Origin of the sequence: Actinoplanes sp. M2I2, assembly GCF_023544445.1 — a bacterium.
Classification (GTDB): Bacteria; Actinomycetota; Actinomycetes; order Mycobacteriales; family Micromonosporaceae; genus Actinoplanes.
On sequence record NZ_JALPVJ010000025.1, the window covers coordinates 79939 to 99945 of the forward strand.

Genomic DNA, 20007 nt, shown 5'->3' on the forward strand with positions numbered 1-20007 from the left:
GACCGCGGCGGCGATCCTGGGCCCATGATCGATACTGACGGCATGGCGACCTATGTCCAGTGGTACCAACCGGACGAGGACCTTTGGGGCTACGACGAACTCGACGACGAGCGCTGGTCAACGCGTCACATCGAGATACGCGCTCAAGACCAGACGTTCCTCGCCGCCGCGTCACTCGCCGAGGTCCTCGAAGCGCGAGATTCAGGCGGCGCGGACGCGGTTATCGCCTATGAACATCGCTACGGCATCGCCCCTGAAGCGCCCTTCCCCACAACCACCGCCGAAGGCGAGCCGCCGATCGAGCCGATCCCAGCGGAGAAGTTCGAGCTGCTGTGGCAGCAAGGCCGCCAGGCCCGCGAAAGGCTCCACGGCAATCCTCACGAATAGGTCAGCGGCAACCGACGCCGGGTGGCGCTGAAACTCACTGACACGACCTCCGGCTCAAAACGGGTGGCTAAACGTCGGTAGCAACCGGCGCTCGAGCTCACCGACATAACCAGCAGATCCTCCGAACGAAGCTCGCCCATCACCATTCGCCAGCCTGCGACTTCGAAAGGGTCCGCATCACTCATCGGAGCAGATTACGACCGCCACCTGCTAGGGCGCGGTCACCTCCCGGCTCTTGCGGCGTTCGGATTGGCGTCACAGATCGGCCGAGATCGGCTCGGTCGCATCCCAAGCTTGCATGCGCCCCTACCGCAAGGCTGCTTTCTCGTCGATGACGTGTGGCGCCTCGCCGAGGAACGTTTCAGGTGGCATCGGTCCGAGCGCGATGCTGACCGTCGATAAGGTGTAATGCCAGTCCCCCATGCCAGTCGCCGACGACCAGCGGTTGTTCAGCTGCCACCGAACCCACTCGCCGGGCTGAAGCAGCACAACCGGGCGATGCGAACGGACGGGTACCCCAAAGCCATTCGGCAGCTGCACCCGCAGCGCGGACCCCGTATGGCGTAACCCAAATTCATGCCGTGGTGGAGCCTCGTGCATCACGCTCACCTGCGGCTCGAAATCGTCTTCCTCCTGCATGGCGACGTCGTGGAACAGCGGCGTGCGCCCGGAAGGCAGCTCGAAGGCGGTCGGGGCAGCATTGCGGGCGGTCGCGCGGGGGAAGCCGCGGGATCGCTTGCTCCAGGTGGTGCGTACGCGCTGCACGATGACATCCATGGCTGCCATAGTCCCAACCCGTAGGCGGCAGCAGCAATCACGTTCGCATGAGCGCGCAGGTCGAGGCTGACGGAGAAGACTTCGGCGCGACGGACTTCGAGATCGAGTTCATCGACGCGGCGGGGTCTCGTTGCCGTGGCTCGTTGGCGCAACGCTGGACAGCGGCGTTCGAGGAGATGTCGCCGATACGCGATTCCGGCTGGTCACGAGGGCAGAAGCACTTTCCCGGCTGGTGGTGGTCGGCGACCACGGACCGGCATGTGGGGTTTGAGTCCTGGCTGGAGCGGGACCATGTGATGCGGCTGGACGTCGACCGTGAGGTGGTGGCGTTCCCGTCGCAGCCGTTCTTGGCTGTATTGGCAGGTTGGGACACGTTGGCGGCGCCACGCGCCGGACTTCTTCGCTCGGCTGGTCGACGGCGCCGGGGTCGTGGTCGATGTCCGCCCGGACGATCGGATTTCTGGCAAGGACGCCCAGGCGTTCGCGGTGATCGCTCGCGCTTGCGAGGAGGTTGGCTGGGCGTTCCGCCGGCTCGGTGTCATGGATCCGGTGTTGGCGGCGAATCTGCGCTGGTTGTCGCGGTATCGGCATCCGCGGCACGGCGCCCGGACCGACCTTGTCGACCAGTTGGTGCAGGCGTTCGCGTCTCCTGCGCCACTGATGGCTGGAGCTGGTCGGGTGGGTGACCCACCCGTGGTGTTGCCGGCGTTGTTTCACGTGCTCCGGCAGCAAGTTCTGGCCGCCGATCTCGACGCTGCTCGGACTCCGTCTTGATCTCCTTGGCGATGGCCCGCCGCACGGCCGACGCCGGAGTCACGGGCGATGATGTTGAAGACGCGGCTGGTGTCGGCCACGGCTCATCCCTCCTGGGCTTTGTTGTGGTTCCTGACCCAGGCGACGACGAACGCTGGTCCGTCCCCACCGGTGAGGTCTCTGGCCGGGGGTAGATTCGCCGCCACGCCGATCCCGACGGCAAGGTCAACGGGAAATGGATGCCAGAACAGAACTGCGAGAGCGCATGACGTGCTCTCGGAGTGGTCCGCCAAGAACCTGATCGAAGCGCTCAATTCCATGCCGGTCGAGCGGGCGATGCTCGACCTGCTCGCCGAGATGACCTTGGTAGCGGGCACGGAGATCGCGGACGTGGGGTGCGGCAACGGTCGCCTTTGCGCGCCCACGTACCCCAAGCCGACAAGCGGCGGACCGACGCCCGGCCCACCGGCGAGGCCCAGCAGTCCGTGCCGTGACCCGCGGGCCGGGGCCGAGTCGACCTGCATCCCCAGCGCGGCCCGGCAACCGCGCCGGTGGGCTGTTGCGGGCGGGGATGCCGCCGGCCGGTGTTACCCGGGCGTCCAGGCTGTCCGGTGCTGGTGGGCGGCGGCCAGGATGAGATAGCCGGCGGCGGTCCAGGTGTAGGCGCGGTCGCGCAGGCCCGCGCCGGTCTCGGCGTCGAAGTTCTCGGCGAAGCCGGAGCGCTCGCACAGGGCCCGGAACCGCCGGCTGATCGTGTCGGCCAGGTCGGTGTGACCGGCCCGGCGCAGCCCGTCCTCGATCAGGACGGTCGAGGGCGCCCAGATCGGTCCCCGCCAGTAGCCGTCGGCGTCGTAATGCGGGGAGTCGACCGGTTCGGTGGCCAGGCCGTGGTCGGTGAGGTGCCGGGTGATGCCGGCGGCGAGCTGGTCGCTGACGTCGGCCGGCAGGTCGTCGCCGAGCACGATCGGCATCAGGTCGAGCAGGCTGGAACTGGCTCGCCGGCGCCCGGTGTGGACCGACCGGGAGACGAACCGCGAGTCCTGCCAGAGCTCGCCCAGCAACGCCTCGCGGACCGCGTCCGCCGTCGCCGACCACTCGTGGGCCTCGTCCGGCCTGTCCAGCGCGGTCGCCAGCTCGGCCAGCTCGCGCAGCTGGAGGATGAGGAAGGCGGACAGGTCGGCGGTCTCGATGACGCGGTCCTCGTCGAAGGTGGTGGCGTTGTCCCAGCCGCTGTCGTTGCCGTGCTGGTAGTGGGGAAGCTCTCGGCCGGGGGCACGCCGGTGGTCGAGCCAGAACCGCGTCCAGGCAGCCAGCCGGGCGTACGCCTCGCTCAGCTGTTCCGGCCCGGGCGACAGCTCGTCCCGCAGCCGGCGCAAGGTCCACCCGTGGATGGGCGGTTTGACGAAGTTGTGGAGCACCTCGGAGTGGGTCACCGAGTCGGGCAGGGCGCCGGCCTCGTCCTGGTGGTCGAACGGCAGCTGGAACTGGTCCCAGGCCAGCTCCGGGTGGCCGGCGGCCAGGGCCAGGGCGTTGAAGCAGTGATCCCAGCTCCAGACCTTGTCCATCCAGTGCTTGGACATGAGCACCGCGGGCCGGGCGAGGAAACCGGCCGGGCGCACGGTGGCCGACCACACCACGTACGCGGCGAGGTCGGCGGCCGGCGTCCCGGCGTCGCGCCACGGGGCCACCGCGTCGGCGAACGCGGTGAACTGCCGGGCCGCCGCGGCGACTGTCTCGTCGAAGGAGAGGACCGCGGTGAACGGCGCCCGGCCGGTCTCGTACTCCTCGACGGCCAGCTCCCACTCCGGCCCGTCCGGCATGGTGAGGTGGCGGTCCCCGGCGCCCAGGGTCTCGACGCCGGCCACGTCGGCGACCTCGCCGGTCAGCACGGTGATCCGGTAGCGGCGGCCGGTCTCGTACGACGTGAGCACGTATCCGCCGGTGACGCCGTCGCGGAAGAGGTAGCTGCCGGAGAACGGGGTCAGCGTGCCGGCGGCGACCTCGAGGCGCAGGCCCAGGCCGGTGCCGCGCAGCCGGATCGTGTCGGCGTCCTGGTAGGCCAGCTCGATCCGGTCGTCGCCGCTCTCCCAGGTGAGCCGGGACGGTTCGGCGACGATCCGGGTGTCGGCCCGGGTCTCGCCGCGCCGGGGCAGGAACCGCAGCACGGCGTGCAGACCGGTCTGGTGGGAGACCAGGTGGAGGTCGTCGGCGTACGTCTTCTCGGCGATGACCGGGGAGATGTCGAACCACGAGCCACGGTAGGAGAACGGGATGTCGTGAACGGAGAACACGGCGCCTGCCCGGTCGGGTGCGGATGCGGCATGGGCGTGCCCACACCAGGACGGCGAGGGGGCACGCCATGATACTGCGGCCGTGGCTAGCGCTGCCGGGTCAACAGGCCGGGCCGGTACGGCAGAAGCCCGTAGTCGCCGCCCGAGCTGGGGGAACGACCCTGGTAGAGCAGCTGCAGGTTGCACGGGTCGATGGTCATGGTCTGGTCGGCGCTGGTCCGGATCAGCTCGCCGTGGCTGATGTCGTTGGTCCAGGTGGCGCCGCTGTTGGCCTTGCCCGCGAACGGGTTGCTCTCGGTCGCGGCCTGCGGGGTCCAGGAGCCGCCCAGGCTGCTCGAGGTGAACGAGCGGAAGTAGCGCCCGTTCGCGCCGATCGCCTCGACGATCATGAGGTACTGGTTCTGGCCCTGGACCTTGTAGACCTGGGGCGCCTCGAACAGGTTGTTGGTGGTGTCGCTCATGACGATCGTCGAGGTGCTGCCGAAGGAGCCGGGGAAGTTGCCGATGGGCATGCTGGCCCGGTAGATCTTGCCGTTGTCGCCGGCGAAGAACAGGTACATGTTCGTGCCGTCACCGATGATCGTCTGGTCGATCGGCCCGGTGCCGGAGCCGGTGATGCTGCCCGAGAACAGCGTCTGCGGCGCCGACCAGCCGTTCGGGTTGGTCGGGTCGCTGGAGGTCCGGTACGAGAAGGCCGGCCCACCCCACTGGTAGGCGAGCACCCAGATGTTCTTCGGGGCGAAGTAGAACAGTGACGGCGCCACGGTGCCCGACGACATGGCGTTCTGGCTGGCCGAGCCCAGTTCCGACCAGTTGCTGATCAGGCCGAAGTTCATCGAGCCCCAGCTCGTTCCGGTGTCATGCGTCGTCGCGTAGACGAGCTGCCGGCCGTTGTACGGGGCGGTGGTGAAGTCCTTGAGCGAGACCCAGCCCGACCGCGGGTTGGCCAGCGAGCCCGTCGAGCTCCACCGGTAGGTGGACGGGAGGGCGCAGCTGCCGGGTGGCGTGGTCGTGGGCGGCGTCGTGGGGGTGGTGCCGGCCCGGACGAGCTGCCACTGCTGGTTGGCGCCGTTCCAGTCGCTGTACTGCACGATGTTGGCGTTGTCGGCGGTCGACGCGCCCTGCACCTCGAGCGCCTTGCCGCTGTTGCGGTTGATCAGCTGGATGTAGCCGTCGACGTCCTGGACGCTGAACTGCTGGTTGGCGGCGTTGTTGTCGGCCCACTGGACGATCGAGCCGCCGTCGGCGGTCGACCAGTTGTAGACGTCGAGAACCTTGCCCGACAGCCGCGACTTGAGCCGGTAGGTGCCGTTGCCCGAGTCGACGAACTGCCACTGCTGCTGAGTCTGGTCGTTGCGGGTCCACTGGGTGATCCGCGCGCCGTCGGTGGTGGCCAGGTTGTAGACGTCGAGCGCCTTGCCGCTGGTCCGGTTGACCAGCACGTACCAGGCGCTGGTGTCGATGGTCGCGGCCGAGGCGGCCGGGGCGTTCACGACCGTGAGCAGGCCGGCGGCCAGCGTCGTCACGGCTGCGGCGGCGGCCGCCAGCCAGCGGCGGCGCCGGTGGGGGGATGGGTTCACGTGGTTCCTCCGGGGATCTGGTGGACGGTGCCCGGCCGGGGGACGGATGGCCGGGTCACTGGTCGAAGGGTTTACGGGGCGGTCAGGTCGAAACGGTTGACGGTGACCGAGCCGCCGAGCGCGCTGGTGGCGTAGTTGAAGATGCCGAAGCGGTAGCCCATGAAGAACTGCCAGTCGTTGTTCAGCGTGAAGGCCGGCCCGAGGGTGGTGAACGTGCTGCCGTTCGTGCTGTACGAGAACGTCGCCGTACGGCCGGAGCCGGGTTGGATGTTCGCCTGGACCCGCAGCCAGATCGTGCCGCCGGAGACCGCCGCGCCCGCCTGCTCGGCGCCGGTGCCGGTGGTGGCCCAGCCCCCGGTCGACATGGTCAGCCCGTTGGTCATGGACACCCGGGTGACGCCGTTGTCCTTGCGCAGGCCGATCCAGGCCGACTGATCGCGCAGCATCGCCAGCCCGGCCCGGTCGCCGTTGGCCATGCCGGAGTAGTTCAGCTGGATCGTCGCCGTGGACGACGGGCCCTGGATCCGGTGGGTGAGCGTGTTGCGGGCGTTGTACAGGTCGTTGGTGACCGTCGCGGTCGACAGGCGCAGCCCGTTGCCGACGCTGAACCGTGAGGTGTCCGGGTTGTGGTTCCACTCCCAGCGCGGCGCCAGCGTGGCCCCGGTGAACGTGTCGGGGCCGATCATGGACTGGACGGTCCTGGTCGTGCTGATCGCGGGCTTGGGGTAGCTGCTCCCCCAGCGCCCGTTGACCGTCTGCAGGACCGGCCAGCCGTCGCCGCTCCAGGTGATCGGGGCCAGGGTGGGCATGCGGCCACCGGGGTAGGCGTCGGTGAAGGCCATGTACCACCAGTCGCCGTTCTGGGTCTGGACGAGGCCGCCCTGGTGCGGGACGCCGCCACCGCTGATCGGCCCGGGCAGGTCGAGCAGGACCTGCCGCTGCTCGTAGGGGCCGAACGGGCTGGTCGAGCGGAGCACGTACTGGCCGTTGGCCGGGCGGGTGAGCCAGATGTAGTAGTAGTTGCCGCGCTTGTACATGCGCGCGCCCTCGAGCGTCCCGACGCTCGACGGGGTCTGGTAGACGGTCTGCGAGCGCACCTCGGAGGTCAGGTCGGACGACAGCTGGGCGACGCTGATCGTGCCGTTGCCATAGGCCACGTACGGGGTGTCGTTGTCGAACAGCAGGCCGGCGTCGTAGTAGCACTTGTTGATCCGGGCCTTCTTGCTCCACCCGCCGTCGACCGCGGTGGCGGTGTAGACGTACGTACGGTTGAACTCGGTGCAGCCCAGCCAGTAGTAGGTGCTGTTGGCGGGCCGGTAGTTGAACGCCGACGCCCAGATGCCTTTGACGTACGCCCGCCCGCCGGAGAGGTCGTAGGCGCCCGAGTCGAAGTCGAGCCGGGGCACCGAGTGACCGGCGAACTCCCAGTTGACCAGGTCGTACGACCGCAGGATGGGCGCGCCGGGCGAGTAGTGCATGGTGGATGCCGAGTAGTAATAGGCGTCGCCGACCCGGATGATGTCGCCGTCGGCGAAGTCCTGCCACACCACCGGGTTGCTGAACGTGCCCCCGGCCGGCGGGGTGGTCGAGCCGACCGGCACCAGTTGCCATTGCTGATTGGCGCCGTTCCAGTCGCCGTACTGAACGATGTTTCCGCCGTCGGCGGTGGAGGCGTTCTGCACCTCGACGGCCTTGTTGCTGTTCCGATTGATCAGCCGGACGTGGCCGCCGTCGGAATCGGCCAGCCGGAACTGCTGATTCGTTCCGTTCCCGTCGGCCCACTGCACGATCGGGGTGCCGTCGGCGGTCGAATGGTTCGAGACGTCCAGCACCTTGCCCGACAATCGCGATTTGATCCGGTAATAGCCGCCACCGGAGTCGACGAACTGCCACTGCTGCTGGTTGCCGTTGTTGCGCGCCCACTGGGTGATCCGGGCGCCGTCGGTGGTGGCCAGGTTGTAGACGTCGAGCGCCTTCCCGCTGTTGCGGTTGACCAGCACGTACCAGGCGCTCGGGTCGACCGTGGCGGCCGACGCGGCCGGGGCGGCCACCACGGTGAGCACCGTGCCGGCGAGCAGGGCGAGCGTTGCCGTCACCGCCGGAAGCCATCGCCGGCGTCCCTTCGGGCGCGTTGACACAAAGACCTTCATGAATCCTCCCGCGCACCCAGTGAACGTTAACAACCTGAACCAGAAAATGCCCCGGCGGTCATCTGCAACGGGTTGGCCGAACGAGGCATTTGCGATTGCCAATGTTGCCACGCGGTTACGCGAGGTTCAAGACTCATCGGGCGGTCGCCGGACCGGACCGGAAAGGCGCCGGCCGCATAACAGCTTTTCAGCATGCACTTCTAGGAGGTCCGGCCCGGTCCGTCGACAGCGCGCGATCAGGTCATGATCTCGACGGTACGAAGATCTGGCTTCAGCCGCCGACGTGCAGTCTGGCGCCCTTGTCGTCGTACGCGGTGAGGTCGGTCAAGCCGGCCGGCGGCTGCCCCTCGGTGAAGTCGAACCAGAAGATCTGTGCCTTCTCCGGTCCGCCGAAGTCGGTCCAGGGGGTCCGTTTCGCTTCGACGGTCTTCCCGTTGGCGGCGTCGCGCGCGGTGATCTTGGTGGCGTCGCCGACGTAGTAGCCGAACGTCGGGGTGGTGCGACCGTTGAGCAGGCGGCCGGGCCGAACCGCGTGGAAGCCGGGAGCCATCCGATCGGCTCCGGGGTCGCTGCTCACGATGTCGGTGGTGAAGTCGTCGACGGTGCCGGTTCTGGTGCGTCCGAGAACCAGGGTCAATGTCCCGTTCAGATCATCGGGATCGACGGCCTGGACGTAGAGGACCCATTGCCGGCCCCCGACCTGCCGGCCGGTGCTGACGACGGTGCCGAGCACGCCGGGCGCCGAGGAACTGACGGCGGACGGCAGCGCCGCCGAGGGGCCGGCCACCGGAATTGAGCCGACCCGATCGCGGGGGCCGGCCAGCTGGCTTCCGCCGATCAGCAGAGCCGCCACCGTCAGCGCGGACGCGCTGCCGACGGCGAGCCGGCGGCGGCGGCGCATCCGGCCCCCCTCGGCCATCACCTGCTGCAGGTCCAGGGAGACGGGTTGGAAGTCCGGTGGTGAGTGCATGGCGTCCTTGAGGTCGTCCAGCTGCGTCATAGTCCCGCCCCGTGCGGGCGTAGGCGTAGGGGTCCTTACGACTGACCCGCCCCCACGCGGCGTACACCCGCACCAGGGTGGCCTGAGCCGCCTCCTCGGCTTGGTGCTGGTCGCCGGTGAGCAGGTACGCCGCCCGTTGCATCCGCGAGGAACTCGCCTGGGCGAACGCGATGAAGTCGTCGTCACCGCGCGCCATCTGACGCCTCTGTTCGTTTCATGAGCATCAAGACGAGTGAAGGTTACGTTCGGTTGCGCGGATCCGGTTGGACTTGCCGGCCCGGTACGGGGAGCAGGCTCAGCGGGAGGCCGCCCGGGCGGACAGCAGCTTGAGCTTCTCGTCGCTCGGGGAGCCGGGGACGGCGGTGTAGACCCGGAGGTACTGGTCCTGGTCGACGTCGAGCAGCGGCTGGGCGTACAGCTCCAGATCGCCCAGCTCGGCATGCCGGTAGCGCTTGAGGTCGCGGTGGTGGATGACGTCGACCTCGTGCGACCGCCAGATGTCGGCGAACTCGGGGCTCGCCTCCAGCAACGCCGCGACGAGGTCGCCGGGTGTACCGTCCGGATCGGCGGCGTACTCCACCCGAAGGTCGGCGGTGAAGACCCGGCCGCGCCGGCGGTGATCCTCGACCGGATAGAGCGCGCGCTGCGCCGGGTCGGTGAACCAGCGGTAGACCAGGAAACGGGAAAAACCCCGGAACCGGGTGTAGTCACCGAGCAGCGCCACCGCCGGAGGGGTCTGCAACAGCGTCTCGCCGAGGTCGGTCATCACTATCGCGGGCACATCGGAAAGGCTCTCCACGATGCGCCTCATGATGGGGCTGATGCTGTCGTCGCGCTCCCGTCTCGGCACGGGCTGCCCGCCGAGCCGGAAGAGGTGATCCCGCTCGCTCAGGCTCAGCTGCAGCACCCGGGCGATCGCGGTGAGCATCTGAGCCGACGGCATCGGGCCGCGCTGCTGCTCGATCCGGCTGTAGTAGTCGGCCGACATGTCGGCCAGGGCGGCGACCTCCTCGCGCCGCAGACCGCCGGTCCGGCGCCGGGAACCGCGGACCAGCCCGACATCCTCGGGCTGCAGCGCCTCGCGGCGTGTCCGGAGAAAATCGGCCAGTTGCGCCCGATCCATCGGTCCTCCCCTCTTCGACCCCGCAAGCATGACCCGAACCCCGGGGCGGGTAAAGATCATGGGTCGGACCGGTGGGTGGATCAGTCGCCGACTGCGGCCAGGAGCCCCAGCTTCTCGTGACTCGGGGAGCCGGGCCGGGCGGTGAAGACCAGCAACGTCTGGGCCTGCTCCGGGTCGACCAGCGGCTGACAGTACAGCTCGAGCTCCCCCAGCCCGGGATGCCGGTACCGCTTGAGGTCGTGATGGTGGGTGACGTCCACCTCGTGCAACCGCCAGATCCGCGCGAACTCGGGGCTGACCTTCAGCAGGGCCGCGACGATCTCGCCGGCTCGGCCACCGCCGGGCGGGTCTGCACCAGCGTTTCCCCGAACCGCGACATCACCAGCGCCGGCGTGTCCGCGAGACGGTCGACGATGCGCATCATCGTGGGACTGAGGTGATCGTCGCGCAGGACACGCCGCGGCGCCCGGTGCCCGGCCAGCGCGAACAGGTGGTCGCGCTCGCTCAGGCTCAGGTGCAGGCCCCGGGCCAGCGCGCCGAGGATCTGCTCCGAGGGCACCGGACCACGCTGCTGCTCCATCCGGCTGTAGTAGTCGGCCGACATACCGGCCAGCGCGGCCACCTCCTCCCGCCGCAGACCACCGCTTCGGCGGCGGGAGCCGCGGGGAAGCCCGACGTCCTCCGGCTGCAGCGCCTCGCGGCGGGCCCGCAGAAAGCCGGCCAGGTGTGCTCGGTCCATCGGTTCCGCCTCCGTGTTCGACCGGTGGAGCATGGCGCGAACCGGGGACCGGGGTGAAGGTCGCAGCTATCCGGGGACAGGTGATCCGTGGATAGCTGCGATCATCGCCGGGCCTGGACGGCGACGGCTGTACGGAGGCCCGTCGCCGGACGAAGTACGACCCGGTCAGCGACGTCGTAGTGACGCGTCCAGCAACGCCGGCGGGGTGTCGTTCTTCTCCTCCGGCGCCAGGTCGACACCCGGGGCCACGATGGCGTCGATCGCGTCGAGGACGTCGCCGGACAGCGTGGTGTCCGCCGCGGCGAGCTGTGACGTCAGGTGGTCCATGGTGCGCGGACCGATCAGCGCGCTGGTGACGCCGGGATGCGCGGTCACGAAGCCGAGCGCCAGCTGGATCAGGCTCAGCCCGGCCTCGTCGGCCACCCGGGCCAGCTGCTCGACCGCGTCCAGGCGCACCTGGTTGCCGGGGAGGCTCAGGTCGAACCGCTGTGGCATGAAAGCGGAGCGGTTGGTGGAGACCTCGCGGCCCGCACGTACGCTGCCGGACAGCCAGCCGGACGCCAGCGGGCTCCACACCAGCACGCCCAGGCCGTACTGCTCGGTCACCGGCAGGACATCACGCTCGATGCCCCGCTGCAGGATCGAGTAGCTGGGCTGCTCGGTCACGTACCGGCTCAGCCGGTTCTCCCGGGCGGCCCACTCGGCCTGCACGATGCGGTACGCCGGATAGGTCGACGAGCCGAAGTAACGGATCTTTCCCGCGCGCTGCAGATCGGTCAGCGCCGACAGGGTCTCCTCGTCGCTGGTCGTCGGGTCCCACCGGTGGATCTGGTAGAGATCGACGTGGTCGACACCGAGGCGGCGCAGACTGTTGTCGAGCTCCGTGACCAGCCACCGGCGAGAAGCACCCCGGTTGTTCCGGTCGTCGCCCATCGGCAGGAACGCCTTGGTGGCCAGGACGATGTCGTCCCGGCGGCCCTTGATCGCCCGGCCGACCATCTCTTCGGACTGCCCGGCGCTGTACGCGTCGGCGGTGTCGATGAGGTTGACCCCCGCCTCCAGCGCGGCATCGACCAGGGCGGTGGCCTCCTCCTGCGTGGTGTTGCCGATCCGGCCGAAGTTCATGGCGCCGAGCGCGAGCGTGCTGACCTGCACTCCGGTGCGGCCCAAGGTGCGGTACTGCATGGCTTCTCTTTCCCGTGGCTCGAGACGTGTTGTGGAACCGTGCTCCGTTTCGACGATACGGAACATTGTTCCGCTCAGCAAGTGATCGCCGGCACTGCCTTGAGAACCTCGGGCACAGCCGACAGCGGCCCCGGCGCTCGACGCTCCGGGGCCACGTGGTGCTGCTCGCGGGTCAGTCGGTGCCCGACTCCATCGCCGCCCGGTCGAGAGCGTCCGGGGCCACCTCGGCCTCACCGGTCGCGACGATCGAGGCCGCGCCGCCGAACGGCAGCTCGCCGATGAGGTTGCGCGACGGGGCCAGGCCGCCCTCGGCCACGTACTGCTCCAGCTTGTTGCGGGAATCGGCGATGTCCAGGTTGCGCATCGTCAGCTGGCCGATGCGGTCGTCGGGGCTGAACGCCGGCAGGTGGCTGCGCTCCATGGACAGGCGCTCGGGCTGGTAGCTGAAGTTGGGCCCCTGGGTGTCGACGATCGAGTAGTCGAGGCCGCGGCGCAGCCGGATGGTGACGCTGCCGGTCACCGCGCCGCCGATCCAGCGGTCGATGCTGTCGCGCAGCATCAGCGCCTGCGGGTCGAACCAGCGGCCCTCGTACAGCAGGCGGCCCAGGCGGCGGCCCTCGGTGTGGTACATCGCGACGGTGTCCTCGTTGTGGATGGCGTTCAGCAGCCGCTCGTACGCGATGTGCAGCAACGCCATGCCGGGCGCCTCATAGATGCCGCGGCTCTTGGCCTCGATGATGCGGTTCTCGATCTGGTCGGACATGCCCAGGCCGTGCCGCCCGCCGACGGCGTTGGCCTCATGCACCAGCTCGACCGCGGAGGCGAACGTGCGCCCGTTGATCCGGACCGGGCGGCCGTGGTCGAACTCCACGGTGACGTCCTCGGCGGCGATGTCCACGTCGTCCCGCCAGAACGGCACGCCCATGATCGGGGCCACGATCTCCATCGAGGTGTCCAGGTGCTCGAGACGCTTGGCCTCGTGGGTGGCGCCCCAGATGTTGGCGTCGGTGGAGTACGCCTTCTCGACCGGGTCCCGGTACGGCAGATCGTGCTCGAGCAGGAAGTGCGACATCTCGTGCCGCCCGCCCAGCTCGGTGACGAACGCGTCGTCCAGCCAGGGCTTGTAGATCCGCAGGTCCGGGTTGGCCAGCAGCCCGTACCGGTAGAACCGCTCGATGTCGTTGCCCTTGAACGTCGAGCCGTCGCCCCAGATCGAGATGTCGTCGGCCCGCATGGCCTGCACCAGCAGCGTGCCGACCACGGCCCGGCCGAGCGGCGTGGTGTTGAAGTAGGTCTGCGCGCCCGACCGGATGTGGAAGGCCCCGCAGGTGAGCGCGATCAGCCCCTCCTCGACCAGCGCGGCCCGGCAGTCGACCAGGCGGGCCCGCTCGGCGCCGTAGGTGATGGCGCGGTCCGGGATGGTGCTGAGGTCGGGCTCGTCGTACTGCCCGACGTCCGCTGTGTACGCGTAGGGGACGGCGCCGCGCTCTCGCATCCAAGCGACCGCCACCGAGGTGTCGAGGCCACCGGAGAAGGCGATTCCGATGCGCTCGCCGACAGGGAGTTTCCGCAGCACCTTAGACATGTCGCAACTCTAGGGGCCGCGGTGGCCCGGACCGGCGGCGGGGCGGCGCGAAACACCCGGTTTGTCGCCGCGCCACGATCAGGCGACCTCGTTGCCGTTCTCGTCCAGCTTGTGCTCGCCCCAGTAGGTGTCCCACTCGTCGCCGACGTGCTCGGGCACCTTGCCCTCGGGGAACCGGACGTAGCCGGTCGGCGGCTGCTCGCCGTCGGCCACGCAGGCGCGCCCGGTGAGGCTGTCCACGGCCGCGACCGGGTACTCCCCCGAGCTGCAGATCGCGTCCCGGATCGAGCAGCCAGCGGTGAGCCCGGCGGCCAGGGCGACGGTGGCGAGCAGAAACGGCATGCGGGTGCGCTGAGTCATGCCGAGAAGTCTCGCCGACGCGGGCCGCGCCGGCATGCGTACCCGTACTCAACCGGGGCCGGCCCGCGGCCGGCCCCGGCGCGCGGTCAGAGGATCGGCTTGCCGCCGGTGACCGGGACGACGGCCCCGGAGATGTAGCTTCCCTCGTCCGAGGCGAGCAGGACGTAGACCGGGGCGACCTCCCGGGGCTCGCCCGGCCGGCCGAGCGGGGTGTTCTTGCCGAACTCCTCGACCTGCTCGGGCGGCATGGTCGAGGGGATCAGCGGCGTCCAGATCGGACCGGGGGCGACCGCGTTCACCCGGATGCCGCGGTCACCGAGCATCTGAGCCAGGCCCGCGGTGAAGTTGGCGATCGCGCCCTTGGTGGTCGCGTACGGCAGCAGCGTGGGCTTGGGCTGGTCGTAGTTCACCGAACTGGTGTTGATGATCGAAGCACCCTCGCCGAGGTGCGGCAGGGCCGCCTGCACCAGCCGGAACATCGCGGTGATGTTGATGTCGAACGTGTGCTGCCACTCCTCGTCGCTGATCTCCTCGAGGGTTTCGTGGGTCATCTGGAACGCCGCGTTGTTGACCAGCACGTCCAGGCCGCCGAGCTCCCGTACGGTCTGGTCGATCACCGTCCGGCAGTGCTCGCGCCGGGTGAGGTCGCCGGGGATCAGCACGGCCTTGCGACCGGCCTTCTCGATCAGGGCGGCGGTCTCCTGCGCGTCCTCGTCCTCGTTCAGATAGGCGATCGCGACGTCGGCTCCCTCGCGGGCGAACGCGATCGCGGCGGCCCGGCCGATGCCGCTGTCGCCGCCGGTGATCAGCGCGCGCTTCCCGGTGAGGCGGCCGCTGCCGCGGTAGCTGTCCTCGCCGTGGTCGGGCCGCCGGCTCATCTCCTGGGTGCTGCCGGGCGGCTGCTGCTGAGGCTCGTTGTCGGTCATCGTGTTCCTTCGTGATCGTCGATGCGAGGTCTCGCTTCGTCCCCCGCCTTCCCGGCACGGCGCGGAGAAAACGTGACGCGCGACGGTCAGTCCTCGCCGGCGGGCCGGTCGCCGGCGGCAGCGACGACGGCCCGGCGGATGGCCTCGTAACCGGTGCAGCGGCAGAGGTTGGAGGTCAGCAGTTCGCGCAGTCGTTCGGCGTCACGCACCACGCCGGGATCCTTCTCGAGCGCACCGACGGCGAGCATCAGGAAACCGGGCGTGCAGAACCCGCACTGGAGCGCGTGCTCGGCGCTGAAAGCCGTCTGCAACGGGTGCTCGGCGCCATCGGCCAGGCCTTCGACCGTACGGATCTCGGCGTCCGTGCACTGGACGGCGAACAGCAGGCACGACCGCACCGCTTGACCGTCCACCAGAACCGTGCAGGCGCCGCACACGCCGTGCTCACAACCGAGGTGGGTGCCGGTGAGACCGCAGTCCTCGCGGAGCGCGTCGGCCAGCGTCCGGCGCGGCTCGACGTCGAGGTCGTACGGCCGGCCGTTGACGGTCAACGTGGTACGCAAAGCGGTCATCCTTCGGTTCGGGCCTGGTCGAGGGCGCGGCGGGTGAGCACGGCGACGGTGTGCCGCTGGTAGGCCAGGTCGGTGTAGGGCTGGGGACCCGGATCGGCGTCCTGTTCGGCGGCAGCCCGGGCCGCGGCGGCGACGGCCGGGTCGTCGAGGGGACGGCCGAGCAGCGCCGCTTCGGCGGCCCGGGCCCGCACCGGCCGGTCGGCCGCGTTCACCAGGCCGATCGACGCCGACGACACCCGGCCGTCCGCGAGGGTCACCGCCGCGATCACCGCGAGCTGCGCGAAGCTGGCGTGGGTGCGCCGGTGCTCGGCGAAGCCGATGACCGTGCCGGCCGGCAGCACCGGCAGCCTGACCTCGGCGAGCAGTTCGTCCGGGCGGCGGGCGGTGCGGAACGGCGCGAGGAAGAAGTCCCCGGCCGCCACCGTGCGCCGGCCACCGGCGCCCACCAGGTCGAGTTCGGCGCCCAGGGCGGTGATCACCGCCGGCCACTCGGCGGCCGGGTGGGCGTACGCGAGGCTGCCCAGCATGGTGCCGCGGGTGCGGATGGGCGGATGGGCGATGTGCCGCACGACGCGGTGCAGCAGGGCGCCGAGCTGTCCGGGGACGGCGCCGGATTCGAAGGCCTGGTGGCGGACCAGCGGGCCGATGCGAACCGTGTCGCCGATCGCCTCCACCGTGTCGAAGCCGGGCACCCGGTTGATGTCGACCAGGCGGGCCGGCCGCCGTGTGCGGTAGTTCATCTCCAGCACCAGGCTCTGCCCGCCCGCCAGCACCTCGGTCCGGCCGTCGGCCAGGGCGGCCACCACGTCGTCGGCGCTGCGGGCGGCGACGTACTCGAAGGGTGCGGGCTTCATCGGGCGGCGCTCCAGCAGGTGTACGGGGTGAGGGGCATCTGCAGCGCGTCGCGGGCGTCCAGGGCGAGCGCGTCGGCGACCGCGTTCACGATCGCCGGCGGCGCCCCGATGCACCCGGCCTCCCCGGCGCCCTTGGCCCCCAGCGGCGTGTTGGGGTTGGGCGTGCGGGTCTCGGCGAACCGCAGCGCGGGCACCTCGGACAGGGTGGGGATCAGATAGTCGAGCAGGCTGCGGGTCAGTGGCCGGCCGTCGGGGTCGTAGCGCACGTCCTCGTACAGGGCCTGGCCGAGACCCTGGACCGTGGAGCCGTACCCCTGGCCGTCGACGATGAGCGGGTTGACCACGACGCCGTAGTCGTCCACGGCGACCAGGCGCAGGACGGTCACCTCACCGAGCTCCGGTTCCACCTCGACCACCGCGGCGTACGCCCCGAACGGGAACCCCTCGGGCGGCGCGAAGGTGTTGTCCGCGCGCAGCTGACCGGTGCCGGCCAGCTCGGCCAGGGTCATGCTCCGCCCGGCCGCGGCCAGCACCCCGGCGTCGTACGTCACCTCGCCCACCGGCACGGCGCAGGTCTCGGCCATCCGCTGCCGGGCCGCCTCGATGAGCTTCCCGGCCGCGCGGTGCAGCGCCGCCCCGCCGGTCTGCATGGACCGGCTGGCGAACGACCCGATGCCGCTGGGCACCACCGCGGTGTCCCGCTCGACGAGCCGCACCCGCTCCGGTTCGATTCCCAGCACGTCGGCGACCACCTGCGGGAACGACGTCTCATGGCCCTGCCCAGTGGAGCAGCACCCGGACAGCGCCACGAACGTGCCGTCCGGGCAGGCCTCGACCGCGCCGAACTCCTCACCGGCGCCGGACCGCTCGACATAGGTGCACAACCCGATGCCGAGCGGGACACCACCCTCGCGTCGGCGGCGGGCCTGCTCGGAGCGCCACCCGGAGTAGTCCACTTCGCGCAGCGCCACGTCCAGGGCGGCGGCGTAGTCACCGCTGTCGTAGGTGAAGCCGGTCGGCGTGTCGTACGGGAAGGCGTCCGGACCGATGAAGTTGCGCCGGCGCACCTCCGCCGGGTCCAGCCCCAGCCGGTGGGCCAGCAGGTCGACCGTACGCTCGATCGCCGAGGCCGCCTCGGGCCGGCCGGCGCCGCGGTACGGGCTGGTCGGGGCGGTGTTGGTGACGACCGCCCGGCTCCGTACGGACACCTGCGGGATGGTGTACGCCCCGGTGGCCATCATCGAGGTCGCCATCGGCACGAACGCCCCGGTGTGCGGATAACCGCCGACGTCGGCGTCGATGTGCAGCTCGTAGGCGAGCATCCGGCCGTCCGCGTCGGCGGCCAGCCGGACCCGCTGGTTCTGGCCGCGGCCGTGCGGCGGCCCGGTCAGCGCCTCGGCCCGGTCCTCCAGCCAGCGCACCGGGCGGTTCAGCCGCCGCGCCGCGGCCACCACGGCGAGATACTCCGGCCAGGTCTCGCTCTTGCCGCCGAACGCCCCGCCGACGTCGGGCACGATCACCCGGACGTTCTCCTCGCGCAGGCCGAACCCGCCGGCGAGATCCCGGCGCAGGCGGTGCGGCGCCTGGTGGGACACCCACACGGTCAGGCCGCCGCCGGGCTCGGGCCGGACCAGGATCGCCCGGGTCTCCAGGTAGGTGTGGGCGAGCAACTGCTGGCGGTAGGTCGCCTCGACGACCACGGTGGCCTGCTGCCAGACGGCCTCGTCGATCGGCTCGCCGAAGGTCTTCTCCGAGGCCACGTTGCCCGCGCCGGCGAACAGGCGCACCGGGCTGTCCGCGGCCTCGGCCGGGTCGAGCAGCACCGGCAACGCGTCGATCCGGACGCGGGCCGCGTCCCGGCCGTCCTCGGCCACGTAGCGGTCGTCCCCCACGACGACGGCGACCGGCTGACCGACGTAGCGGACCCGGTCGGTGGCCAGCGGCGGCCACGGCCGCCCCCGCACCGACTCGGGGTCCATCATGGGCGGTGTGTCCGGCAGGAACGGCAGATCCGCGGAGGACCAGGCGGCGACCACCCCCGGCGTCGCCCGGGCCGCCTCGAGGTCCACCTGCCGCAGGTCGCCGTGGGCAAGGTCGCTCCGGACGAAGACGGCGTCGAGACAGCCGGCGACGCGCAGGTCACCGACGTAACAGCCGGCTCCCCGGACCAACCGGTGATCCTCGCGGCGTCGCAGGCGTGCGCCGATGGTCATGCGGCCCGCATACCCGGATCACTGCCGGACAGTCCTGCCCGCTTCAGCCCCGCAGCACCTCGCCGTCGGCGACGTTCCGGGGGCCGCTGAGGTGCACGTCGCCCTCGACGACGACGTTCGCGCCGAAGGTGACGTCGCCGTCGACCCGCAGCCGGGCGGCGCCGCGCAGCGACGGCGGGCCGGCCGGGAAGTGACGCTCGAAGTCGGGCACCAGGCGGAAGGCCTCGCGGTCCAGCGCCACGACCGGTCCCGGGCCGTCGAAGGTCGGGGCCATCCGCCCGTCCCCGTCGAGCTCGTAGGCGTCCGACCGGACCACGAGCAGATCGTCGGTGCTCTTGACCGGCGCGAACCTCGTCCGCGGCACCAGCACCGGCCGGGCTCCCTCGATCGACCCGATCGCCGCGCCCATCGCGGTCTCGAGCTGGATCACCGGCGTGCTCGACGCGTCCCGGGGGTCGACGGTCTTGCGGTTGACGATCAGCGGCAGCTCCGGCGCGGCCGGATCGGCGTCCTGCAACTCCTTGAGCGCCCGGAGGTCGATCCACAGGTTGTTGGTGTTGTAGAACCGCCAGCGCTCGACGTCGGTGAAAGAGTCGTCGCCCTCGGGCACCTGCGCGGTCTCCCGCACCACGACCCGGCCCCCATGACGGGCCAGGTGCCCGCCCTTGCGGTCGGCGGGCGTGCCCCGGACGACCTCCATCGCGAACGGGATCCGCTCGGCCGCGACCCAGGCGGCGACGCGGGCGTCCACGGTGGCGCCGAGGTTGTCCGAGTTCGACACGAAGCACCAGCGCAGACCGGCGTCGAGCAGCCGGTCGAGCGTGCCGGAGGCGGCCAGCGCGGTGTAGAGGTCACCGTGCCCGGGCGGGCACCACTCCAGCTCCGGGTCGGCCGGCCACTCCACCGGGTACAGGTCGTCGGCGCGCAGCTTGGGCTCGCGGCCCTGCAGGAAGTCGCGGGGCACCTCGGCGTCCCGCAGATCGGCGTAGCGTTCCAGCACGGCCAGCGACGGTTCGCGGGTGACCGTCGAGTTCATCAGCAGCAGCGGCACCCGGGCGCCGTACCGCTCCCGCGCGGCCAGGACCTGCGTGGCGATGACGTCCAGGAAGCTCCGGCCCGGCTTGACCTCGAGCAGGGACTTCGGCCCGGTCAGCCCCATGCTCGTGCCCAGCCCGCCGTTGAGCTTGACCACGACCAGCCGGTCGAGCACCTCGCGGGCCTGCTCGGCCGACGGCTCCGGCAGATCCTCCAGCGCGGGCACGTCGTCGAGCGGCTCGAGATCCGCGCCGGGCAGCAGGCCGGCCCGCGGGTCCTCCAGCTGCTCGAGACGCCGGCGCAGCGCGGCCAGCTCGGCCGGATGCGCGCCGGCCTTCTCCGCCTTCATCAGCGTCGCTTGAACGTAAGCCGGCGCTTCCATGTCAGTCCCTCCATCGTGGGCGCGCGCCGAGATCCTGCGCACGAACGACCCGTTCCCCATTATCGGGGTTTTGTACCGCCCGGACCCTCGGATCA

Annotated in this window: 17 protein-coding genes and 2 pseudogenes; 3 read left to right on the top strand and 16 right to left on the bottom strand. The window is 70.6% G+C overall.

Annotated elements, in window-relative coordinates:
• The first annotated feature begins 24 nt into the window (after positions 1-24).
• Entirely contained in the window at positions 25-387 is a 363-nt protein-coding gene (locus tag HJC40_RS37280) for a hypothetical protein (protein ID WP_250008226.1), read from the top strand.
• Here the strand turns inward: HJC40_RS37280 and HJC40_RS37285 are convergent.
• Together HJC40_RS37285 and HJC40_RS37290 are read right to left on the bottom strand one after the other, a co-directional pair.
• Positions 378-572 carry a hypothetical protein gene (locus tag HJC40_RS37285; RefSeq protein WP_250008228.1) on the bottom strand — a complete coding sequence of 65 codons (195 nt, stop codon included), beginning with the start codon at positions 570-572 and terminating at the stop codon, positions 378-380. The genes HJC40_RS37280 and HJC40_RS37285 overlap by 10 nt on opposite strands.
• A gap of 121 nt (positions 573-693) precedes the next feature.
• Positions 694-1164 (bottom strand): hypothetical protein, encoded by a 471-nt coding sequence (locus HJC40_RS37290; protein WP_250008229.1) that lies wholly within the window; start codon positions 1162-1164, stop codon positions 694-696.
• Between the two features lie 315 nt (positions 1165-1479).
• On the opposite strand from HJC40_RS37290, the gene HJC40_RS37295 reads away from it, so the two are divergent.
• Both HJC40_RS37295 and HJC40_RS37300 read left to right on the top strand, forming a co-directional pair.
• On the top strand, positions 1480-1938 hold the full coding sequence (locus HJC40_RS37295; RefSeq protein WP_250008230.1) for a TnsA-like heteromeric transposase endonuclease subunit: 459 nt from the start codon (positions 1480-1482) through the stop codon (positions 1936-1938).
• A gap of 214 nt (positions 1939-2152) precedes the next feature.
• Positions 2153-2331: pseudogene (locus HJC40_RS37300) on the top strand (SAM-dependent methyltransferase); the annotation flags it as partial.
• A gap of 173 nt (positions 2332-2504) precedes the next feature.
• Here HJC40_RS37300 and HJC40_RS46405 read toward each other — a convergent pair.
• The 14 genes and pseudogenes from HJC40_RS46405 to HJC40_RS37375 form a co-directional block, all read right to left on the bottom strand.
• Entirely contained in the window at positions 2505-4208 is a 1704-nt protein-coding gene (locus HJC40_RS46405) for a trehalase family glycosidase (protein ID WP_250008231.1), read from the bottom strand.
• 86 nt (positions 4209-4294) lie between these two features.
• On the bottom strand, positions 4295-5788 hold the full coding sequence (locus HJC40_RS37310) for a non-reducing end alpha-L-arabinofuranosidase family hydrolase (RefSeq protein ID WP_374273640.1): 1494 nt from the start codon (positions 5786-5788) through the stop codon (positions 4295-4297).
• 71 nt (positions 5789-5859) lie between these two features.
• Entirely contained in the window at positions 5860-7938 is a 2079-nt protein-coding gene (locus HJC40_RS37315) for a family 43 glycosylhydrolase (protein ID WP_308200988.1), read from the bottom strand.
• A gap of 271 nt (positions 7939-8209) precedes the next feature.
• Positions 8210-8938: a hypothetical protein gene (locus HJC40_RS37320; RefSeq protein ID WP_250008233.1), complete on the bottom strand. Its 729-nt coding sequence runs from the start codon at positions 8936-8938 to the stop codon at positions 8210-8212.
• Positions 8939-9233: 295 nt separating this feature from the next.
• Positions 9234-10061, bottom strand: a complete 828-nt coding sequence (locus tag HJC40_RS37325) for a helix-turn-helix transcriptional regulator (protein ID WP_250008235.1) — start codon at positions 10059-10061, stop codon at positions 9234-9236.
• An 80-nt stretch (positions 10062-10141) separates the two neighbouring features.
• Positions 10142-10800 (bottom strand): annotated as a pseudogene (locus HJC40_RS37335) (helix-turn-helix transcriptional regulator).
• Positions 10801-10965: 165 nt separating this feature from the next.
• Positions 10966-11985, bottom strand: a complete 1020-nt coding sequence (locus HJC40_RS37340; RefSeq protein ID WP_250008237.1) for an aldo/keto reductase — start codon at positions 11983-11985, stop codon at positions 10966-10968.
• Positions 11986-12157: 172 nt separating this feature from the next.
• Complete coding sequence (gene argG / locus HJC40_RS37345) at positions 12158-13570, bottom strand: argininosuccinate synthase (RefSeq protein ID WP_250008238.1); 1413 nt, start codon at positions 13568-13570, stop codon at positions 12158-12160.
• Between the two features lie 78 nt (positions 13571-13648).
• Positions 13649-13930 carry an SCO0607 family lipoprotein gene (locus HJC40_RS37350; RefSeq protein WP_250008239.1) on the bottom strand — a complete coding sequence of 94 codons (282 nt, stop codon included), beginning with the start codon at positions 13928-13930 and terminating at the stop codon, positions 13649-13651.
• A gap of 86 nt (positions 13931-14016) precedes the next feature.
• Positions 14017-14856 (bottom strand): SDR family oxidoreductase, encoded by an 840-nt coding sequence (locus tag HJC40_RS37355; RefSeq protein ID WP_250008240.1) that lies wholly within the window; start codon positions 14854-14856, stop codon positions 14017-14019.
• Between the two features lie 86 nt (positions 14857-14942).
• Positions 14943-15428: a (2Fe-2S)-binding protein gene (locus HJC40_RS37360; protein ID WP_250008241.1), complete on the bottom strand. Its 486-nt coding sequence runs from the start codon at positions 15426-15428 to the stop codon at positions 14943-14945.
• On the bottom strand, positions 15425-16282 hold the full coding sequence (locus tag HJC40_RS37365; protein WP_250008243.1) for a xanthine dehydrogenase family protein subunit M: 858 nt from the start codon (positions 16280-16282) through the stop codon (positions 15425-15427). The genes HJC40_RS37360 and HJC40_RS37365 overlap by 4 nt, the downstream gene beginning before the upstream one ends.
• A complete protein-coding gene (locus HJC40_RS37370) occupies positions 16279-18495 on the bottom strand; it encodes a xanthine dehydrogenase family protein molybdopterin-binding subunit (RefSeq protein ID WP_250008244.1) in 2217 nt (738 codons plus the stop codon). Before HJC40_RS37370 ends, HJC40_RS37365 begins: the two co-directional genes overlap by 4 nt.
• Before the next feature lie 43 nt (positions 18496-18538).
• Entirely contained in the window at positions 18539-19912 is a 1374-nt protein-coding gene (locus tag HJC40_RS37375; RefSeq protein WP_250008245.1) for a UTP--glucose-1-phosphate uridylyltransferase, read from the bottom strand.
• Positions 19913-20007: the final 95 nt, after the last annotated feature.

What these genes read in the sequence shown, in the direction of transcription:
- HJC40_RS37290 (WP_250008229.1), bottom strand. Translation starts at nt 1,164, where the DNA reads ATGGATGTCATCGTGCAGCGCGTACGCACCACCTGGAGCAAGCGATCC.
- HJC40_RS37375 (WP_250008245.1), bottom strand. Translation starts at nt 19,912, where the DNA reads ATGGAAGCGCCGGCTTACGTTCAAGCGACGCTGATGAAGGCGGAGAAG.
- HJC40_RS37340 (WP_250008237.1), bottom strand. Translation starts at nt 11,985, where the DNA reads ATGCAGTACCGCACCTTGGGCCGCACCGGAGTGCAGGTCAGCACGCTC.
- HJC40_RS37350 (WP_250008239.1), bottom strand. Translation starts at nt 13,930, where the DNA reads ATGACTCAGCGCACCCGCATGCCGTTTCTGCTCGCCACCGTCGCCCTG.
- HJC40_RS37370 (WP_250008244.1), bottom strand. Translation starts at nt 18,495, where the DNA reads ATGACCATCGGCGCACGCCTGCGACGCCGCGAGGATCACCGGTTGGTC.
- HJC40_RS37355 (WP_250008240.1), bottom strand. Translation starts at nt 14,856, where the DNA reads ATGACCGACAACGAGCCTCAGCAGCAGCCGCCCGGCAGCACCCAGGAG.
- HJC40_RS37315 (WP_308200988.1), bottom strand. Translation starts at nt 7,938, where the DNA reads ATGAAGGTCTTTGTGTCAACGCGCCCGAAGGGACGCCGGCGATGGCTT.
- argG (WP_250008238.1), bottom strand. Translation starts at nt 13,570, where the DNA reads ATGTCTAAGGTGCTGCGGAAACTCCCTGTCGGCGAGCGCATCGGAATC.
- HJC40_RS37280 (WP_250008226.1), top strand. Translation starts at nt 25, where the DNA reads ATGATCGATACTGACGGCATGGCGACCTATGTCCAGTGGTACCAACCG.
- HJC40_RS37325 (WP_250008235.1), bottom strand. Translation starts at nt 10,061, where the DNA reads ATGGATCGGGCGCAACTGGCCGATTTTCTCCGGACACGCCGCGAGGCG.
- HJC40_RS37285 (WP_250008228.1), bottom strand. Translation starts at nt 572, where the DNA reads ATGAGTGATGCGGACCCTTTCGAAGTCGCAGGCTGGCGAATGGTGATG.
- HJC40_RS37365 (WP_250008243.1), bottom strand. Translation starts at nt 16,282, where the DNA reads ATGAAGCCCGCACCCTTCGAGTACGTCGCCGCCCGCAGCGCCGACGAC.
- HJC40_RS37320 (WP_250008233.1), bottom strand. Translation starts at nt 8,938, where the DNA reads ATGACGCAGCTGGACGACCTCAAGGACGCCATGCACTCACCACCGGAC.
- HJC40_RS37360 (WP_250008241.1), bottom strand. Translation starts at nt 15,428, where the DNA reads ATGACCGCTTTGCGTACCACGTTGACCGTCAACGGCCGGCCGTACGAC.